This window comes from Mycobacterium sp. Marseille-P9652, assembly GCF_902652685.1.
Taxonomy (GTDB): domain Bacteria; phylum Actinomycetota; class Actinomycetes; order Mycobacteriales; family Mycobacteriaceae; genus Mycobacterium.
The window spans coordinates 1-5704 of sequence record NZ_CACRUY010000105.1; the positions used below are offsets into that span (position 1 = coordinate 1).

Below are 5704 nucleotides of genomic sequence, written 5' to 3' on the forward strand. Positions count from 1 at the left end.
CGCCCGATCCGCCCGGCCCGCCGCCCTCTCTTTCGTTGGTCATGACGTCCCGCCTTCGGTCAGCGGCGACCACGCGTCGCCCGTAGTCGGCGATGATGCCCGCAAGAGAAGGTTTCCGCTAGCACACAATGCCGGGAGAATGACCCGATGGTGCAGTTGCAGGTACTCCAGGCCGACGTCACCAAACTCGAGGTCGACGCGATCGCCAACGCCGCCAACACCCAACTGCGGCACGGCGGCGGGGTGGCGGCGGCGATCTCCAGGGCGGGCGGACCGGAGGTACAACTCGAATCATCGGCGAAGGCGCCGATCGGCCTGGGCGAGGCGGTCGAGACCACGGCCGGTGACATGCCGGCGCGTTACGTGATCCATGCGGCGACCATGGAGCTGGGCGGCCCCACCTCGGCCGAGATCATCGCCCGGGCGACCCGCTCCGCGCTGGCCAAGGCCGACGAGCTCGGCTGCCGCTCATTGGCGCTCGTCGCTTTCGGCACCGGGGTGGGCGGCTTCCCCCTCGACGACGCGGCGCGGCTCATGGTCGAGGCGGCGCGTGCGCACCGCGCTGTCTCGCTCGAGCGGGTGGTGTTCGCCGTCCGCGGCGACGCGGCCGAGCGCGCGTTCAGCGCCGCCGTTCAGGCGCCGGACAGGTAGCGCTCCACGGCCGCGACCTTCTGCGTCATGGCGTCGGTGGTCCCGGCGCGCGAGTCCACCTTGATGACCGTGCTGACCCTCGGCGCCCGAGCCTCCACCGCTTCGACCGCGCGCTGAACGACGGCCATCACCTGTTCCCAGGTGTCCCCCTCGATCACGGTGAACATCGAATCCGTCTTGTTCGGCAATCCGGAATCGCGAACCACCCGAACCGCTTCGGCGACGATCTCCCCAACCGCTTCCCCCACGCCCAGAGGGGTGACGGAGAACGCGACGAGCACAGACACCCGACTAGCCTACCGAGACTTCGGCGCGGCCCTGGCAACATCGAGCGCATGCGGGTTCTGGTGCAACGGGTGTCCTCGGCCGCGGTGTCGGTCGGTGGCGAGGTGGTCGGCGCGATCCGGCCGGCTGGGCAGGGCCTCCTCGCGTTCGTCGGCGTGACCCATGGCGACGACGCCGACAAGGCCAAGCGGCTGGCCGAAAAGCTTTGGCAGCTGAGGATTCTCGACGACGAACGGTCCGCGGCCGACCTGAGCGCCCCGATCCTGGTGATCAGCCAGTTCACCCTGTACGCCGACACCGCCAAGGGCCGCCGGCCGTCATGGAACGCGGCGGCCCCCGGGCCGGTGGCGGAGCCACTGGTCGCCGCGTTCGCCGAGGCGTTGCGAGCGCTGGGCGCCGACGTCGAGACCGGCGTCTTCGGTGCACACATGGATGTCGAGTTGGTGAACGACGGCCCGGTGACGGTTCTTCTCGAGCTGTGACACCCGACGGCGGGTACGTTGGTGACGATGAGCAGCACTCCCGAGTTCGGGTCGCTTCGGTCCGACGACGACACGTGGGACATCGTCAGCAGCGTCGGCTACACCGCCTTGCTCGTGGCGGGCTGGCGCGCCTTGCACGCGGTCAGCCCCGAACCGCTGGTTCGCGACGAATACGCGAAGCTCTTCATCGCCGCGTCGCGGGACCCGTATCTGGCCGACGCGCTGGACAACCCGGGGACGTCCGAGGGCGAGACCGCGTTCCCGCGCCTCTACGGCGTTCAGACCCGGTTCTTCGACGATTTCTTCCGGGCCGCCGGCGAAGCGGGTATTCGGCAGGCGGTGATCGTGGCCGCCGGGCTGGACTCGCGCGCGTATCGCCTCGATTGGCCCGATGGCACAACGGTTTTCGAGGTCGACCTGCCCAAGGTTCTGCAGTTCAAGTCCCGAGTGCTCGATGAGCACGGCTCCCAGGCCAAGCCGCGCCGGGTCGAGGTGGCGGCAGACCTGCGCACCGACTGGTCGAGGGACTTGGAGGCCGCCGGCTTCGACGTCGAGCGGCCCAGCGCCTGGTCGGTGGAGGGCGTGCTGCCCTACCTCACCGACGAGGCCCAGAACACCCTGTTCACCCGCATCAGCGGTCTGAGCGCCCCCGGCAGCCGGATCGCCATCGGCGCGCTGGGGTCGCGCCTCGACCACGACCAGCTGGCCGCCCTGGAGGCGGACCACCCGGGGGTGAACATGTCGGGCGACGTCGATTTCTCCGCTTTGACCTATGAACCCGAGACGGAGCCCGCCGAACGGCTTGCCGCACACGGCTGGTCGGTCGAGCCGGTGCGGAACACGCTCGACCTGCAGGCCGGTTATGGGATGACCCCACCGGAGGTCGACGCCCGTATCGACAGCTTCATGCACTCCCAGTACATCACCGCAACGCGGTGACCCTAAGGCGTCAGCAAGACCTTCACGTCGTCCCCTGAGCGTGACGCCGCCGTCGCGTAACCCTTGGCCGCCTCGTCCAAAGGCAGTGTCGTGGTGAAGATGCCGTCGACGTCGAGCCGGCCCGACTGCAGCAGCGGAATCAGTTCCGGCCAGGTGCGCTGCACCGGCGCCGTGGTCATGCGCAACGTGATACTGCGGATCAGGCAGCCCAGCGCCGGGAGCGGAAAGGGCTGCAGGTCGTGCACGCCGACGACCGAGACGGTGCCGCCGGGCCGCACCGCGTTGAGCGCGTCGGTCATGGACGCGTCCGTGGCGACCGCGTCGATCACCGAGTCGGCCCCGCGGCCGCCGGTGGCCGCCAGAATCGCTTCGACAGCCGGTGACTTGACCGGCGTCGCTCCCCACTCGGCGGCCCGCTGCAGCCGGCCGTCCACCCGATCGACCGCGAAAACCGTTGCCGCGCCCTGGAACAGGGCGCTGCGTACCGCGCACAGCCCGACCGCTCCCAGTCCTATGACCGCGACCGTGCCGCCGAGCGGGATGTCGGCGCGCTGAGCCCCCGCCCAGCCGGTGGCCAGATTGTCGGTGAGCAGCAGCGCTTGCTCGGTGGTGATCCCCTCGGGGATCTTGAGCAGTTGGAAGTCGGCGGCGGGCACGGCCAGCAGGTCGGCCTGGGCGCCGTCGAGCACCCCGCCGCCAAAGATCTGAAAGCCCTTGTGGCACATGACCGGATCGCCCGTGGCGCAGCCGGCGCAGGCGCCGCATCCGGTGACCGACGACACCATCACCTGATCCCCAACGGCGACGCCGCGCACCTCGGGGCCGACGTCGACGACGGTACCCACCGCCTCGTGACCGAGTGGCATCGGATCCCCGAGGGGGAAGTCGCCCTCGTAGAAGTGCAGATCCGATCCGCAGATCCCCGCCGCCGCGACTTCGACGATCGCTCCGTCGGGCCCGGGAAGTGCCGGATCGGGGCGGGTGTCGAGCCGGATGCTCTGGGCGCCGTCGACGACTACCGTGCGCATCTGTTCACTTTCTTTGCTGTAGAACGAAATTCGACCAGTTCGGTGCCCGGACGGCGGCCCAGTACTCGTTGAGCCGCCACGGGCTGACGGTGTGGATCTCGCCGTCGGCGTTTTTGAAGTAGGAATGCTTGACGGCCGGATGTGACCACACCATGGTCTTGATGGCCGCTTGTGTTCGGTCATGCCATGCGGCGGCCGCCTCGGGCTTGGGCTCCATCGAATGCAGATTTTCCGTGGCCAGACGTTCGAGGCACTGGTCGATGTAGCGCATCTGCAGTTCGGACTGGAAGATGAGGCTGCCGCCATGCGCCAGGTGTGTTCCCGGCCCGTAGATGATGAAGAAGTTGGGGAACTGCGGCACGGTGATGCCGAGGTACGCGTACGGTCGGGTGCCCCACATCGCGTGCAGGTCGACGCCGTCGCGGCCGGTGACCTTCAGGGGCCACAGCACATCAGTGTGCCGGAAGCCCGTGGCATAGATGATGACGTCCGCCTCGCGCGCCACGCCGTCGTCCGTGACGACGGCGCCAGGTGTGATCTTTTCGATTGGCGTGCGCACCAATTCGACGTTGTCGCGCTGCAGCGTGCGCAGCCAGCTGCCGTTGTCCTGCAGGGTCCGTTTGCCGCAGGCCGGGTAGTCGGGCATCACCTTGCCGAGCAGCTCGTCCCCTTCGCCCACCTGACTGGTGATCCACTGGGAGAACATCATCTGGGCGGCGGCGTTGATGTCGCTGACGGCGTGCTCGGAGTCGGCATAGTCGGGGTCGCTTTCCGCGGCGTCCAGACCCTTGTCGGCGCCCGGCCAGAGCACCAGGAAGCGGTACCACCGTCCGTAGAACGGCAGGTGTCGCATCGCCCAGCGCATGCCCGCACCGACCTCGTCGTGATACATCGGGTTGGGGAACATCCACTGCGCTGTCCGCTGGAAGACGGTGAGCTGCTGGACCCGGTCGGCGATCGCGGGTGCGATCTGAAACCCGCTCGCCCCGGCGCCGATCAGCGCAACCCGCTTGCCGGTCAGGTCGACGGAGGCGTCCCAGGCCGCCGAGTGAAAGGAAGGACCGTCGAAGGTTTCGGCGCCCTCGAATTCCGGAACGTACGGCCGATTCAGCTGGCCCACCGCGGTGATGAGTGCCCGTGCGGCAACGGTGTTCGTGCTGCCGTCGGACGCCCGCAGCGTGACGTTCCACAGGCCGTCGTCGTCGTTCCACTCGGCTGAGACGGTTTCGGTCTCCCAGCGCACATGTTCGTCGAGGTCGTGCTTGTCGATCACGTGCGTGAAGTACTCCTGCAACTCGCGCTGCTCGGCGAAGAAGTGGGTCCAATCGTTGTTGGGCTCGAAGCTGTAGCAGTAGAAGTGATTGGCGACGTCCACCCGGGCGCCCGGATACCTGTTCTCCCACCAGGTTCCGCCCGGCCCGGGATTCTTCTCGACGATGGTGAAGGGAATGCCGGCCTGCCGGAGGCGGATTCCGGCCAGGATGCCGGACTCGCCGCAGCCGACGACGAGGACGGGCAGCGCGGCGGCCGATCGCGCCGGCACCGGCGCGGGACGACGGGGGTCGGCGCCCTCGAGGTCCATTTCCTCCAGGATCAGCGGCAGATAGTCGTCCGTGACGTGTTCGCAGGCGGCCCAGTCCATCATCTCCCGGATGAGGTCGATGCTCAGCGGCTGAGGTTCCGGGCAACCGCGGTCCCGGTACTCGGCGATGACCGTCATCGCCGCGGCGCGGGCCCGGGCCTTGTCCTCCTCGGACATGAACCCCTGGACTTCGTTGAGGAAGACGCCCATCTGCTTGAACTCGCGGATGTACCGGGGGTCACCCGTGATGTGGACGAGCGACAGCAGCAGCGTCGGGATGCTGACATCTTCGAGTGCGGCGGCGATTTCGGGTGTCGGCGTGGTGAAGGGATCGCCGGCATAGCGGCTGCGCATCGAGCCGATCCTTTCGGTGAGCATGGTCGCCGAATTACGCTACTGGCGGTTCCGTAATTGGCAGCACTACGCTACCCGCTGCCGCCGGAGCTGATCAAGGTCGCGCCCACGGGTTGTCGTTTCAGTGGGTGATGCGGGATACGGCATCCCGATAACCCCCGAAGTCGGCTAGGCCAACCCGTCGTTCCCGTTCAGGCCCAACAGGGCCGAGCCGCCGGCGCCGGGGATGCCGGGGGTCGGCAGCGGTTCGCTGTTGCCACCGTTGCCACCGTTGCCGACCAGGACGGCAGCGCCGCCGTGCCCACCGTTTCCGCCGGCCGTGCTGCTCTGCCCGCCGGCGCCCGCGTCCCCACCGTCGCCCAGCAGCAAGCCCGACCTGCCGC

The 5704-nt window shown here is 68.5% G+C and carries 5 protein-coding genes and 2 pseudogenes; 3 read left to right on the plus strand and 4 right to left on the minus strand.

The window, feature by feature from the left end; translation table 11 throughout:
- The first annotated feature begins 147 nt into the window (after positions 1 to 147).
- Positions 148 to 651: a macro domain-containing protein gene (locus GPY60_RS26070; protein ID WP_156690583.1), complete on the plus strand. Its 504-nt coding sequence runs from the start codon at positions 148 to 150 to the stop codon at positions 649 to 651.
- On the opposite strand, the gene GPY60_RS26075 is transcribed toward GPY60_RS26070, so the two are convergent.
- Positions 633 to 938 carry an MTH1187 family thiamine-binding protein gene (locus GPY60_RS26075; protein WP_156690584.1) on the minus strand — a complete coding sequence of 102 codons (306 nt, stop codon included), beginning with the start codon at positions 936 to 938 and terminating at the stop codon, positions 633 to 635. The two genes, GPY60_RS26070 and GPY60_RS26075, sit on opposite strands and share 19 nt — an antisense overlap.
- 48 nt (positions 939 to 986) lie before the next feature.
- Here GPY60_RS26075 and dtd point away from each other — a divergent pair, with 48 nt between their 5' ends.
- Positions 987 to 1418 (plus strand): D-aminoacyl-tRNA deacylase, encoded by a 432-nt coding sequence (dtd, locus tag GPY60_RS26080; RefSeq protein ID WP_156690585.1) that lies wholly within the window; start codon positions 987 to 989, stop codon positions 1416 to 1418.
- A gap of 27 nt (positions 1419 to 1445) precedes the next feature.
- Positions 1446 to 2357, plus strand: coding sequence for a class I SAM-dependent methyltransferase (locus GPY60_RS26085; RefSeq protein ID WP_156690586.1), 912 nt, complete (start codon positions 1446 to 1448; stop codon positions 2355 to 2357).
- Here GPY60_RS26085 and GPY60_RS26090 read toward each other — a convergent pair.
- From GPY60_RS26090 to GPY60_RS26810, 3 genes and pseudogenes are all read right to left on the minus strand, one after another.
- Positions 2303 to 3385 (minus strand): annotated as a pseudogene (locus tag GPY60_RS26090) (zinc-binding dehydrogenase); the annotation flags it as partial. The gene GPY60_RS26085 and the pseudogene GPY60_RS26090 overlap by 55 nt on opposite strands.
- Positions 3386 to 3389: 4 nt before the next feature.
- Positions 3390 to 5321, minus strand: coding sequence for a flavin-containing monooxygenase (locus GPY60_RS26095; protein WP_156690588.1), 1932 nt, complete (start codon positions 5319 to 5321; stop codon positions 3390 to 3392).
- A gap of 168 nt (positions 5322 to 5489) precedes the next feature.
- Positions 5490 to 5704, minus strand: a pseudogene (locus GPY60_RS26810) (PE-PGRS family protein); the annotation flags it as partial.

Bases quoted from the DNA above. Each gene is read 5' to 3' on its own strand.
- GPY60_RS26070 (WP_156690583.1), top strand. From the start codon at position 148: ATGGTGCAGTTGCAGGTACTCCAGGCCGACGTCACCAAACTCGAGGTC.
- dtd (WP_156690585.1), top strand. From the start codon at position 987: ATGCGGGTTCTGGTGCAACGGGTGTCCTCGGCCGCGGTGTCGGTCGGT.
- GPY60_RS26085 (WP_156690586.1), top strand. From the start codon at position 1,446: ATGAGCAGCACTCCCGAGTTCGGGTCGCTTCGGTCCGACGACGACACG.
- GPY60_RS26095 (WP_156690588.1), bottom strand. From the start codon at position 5,321: ATGCGCAGCCGCTATGCCGGCGATCCCTTCACCACGCCGACACCCGAA.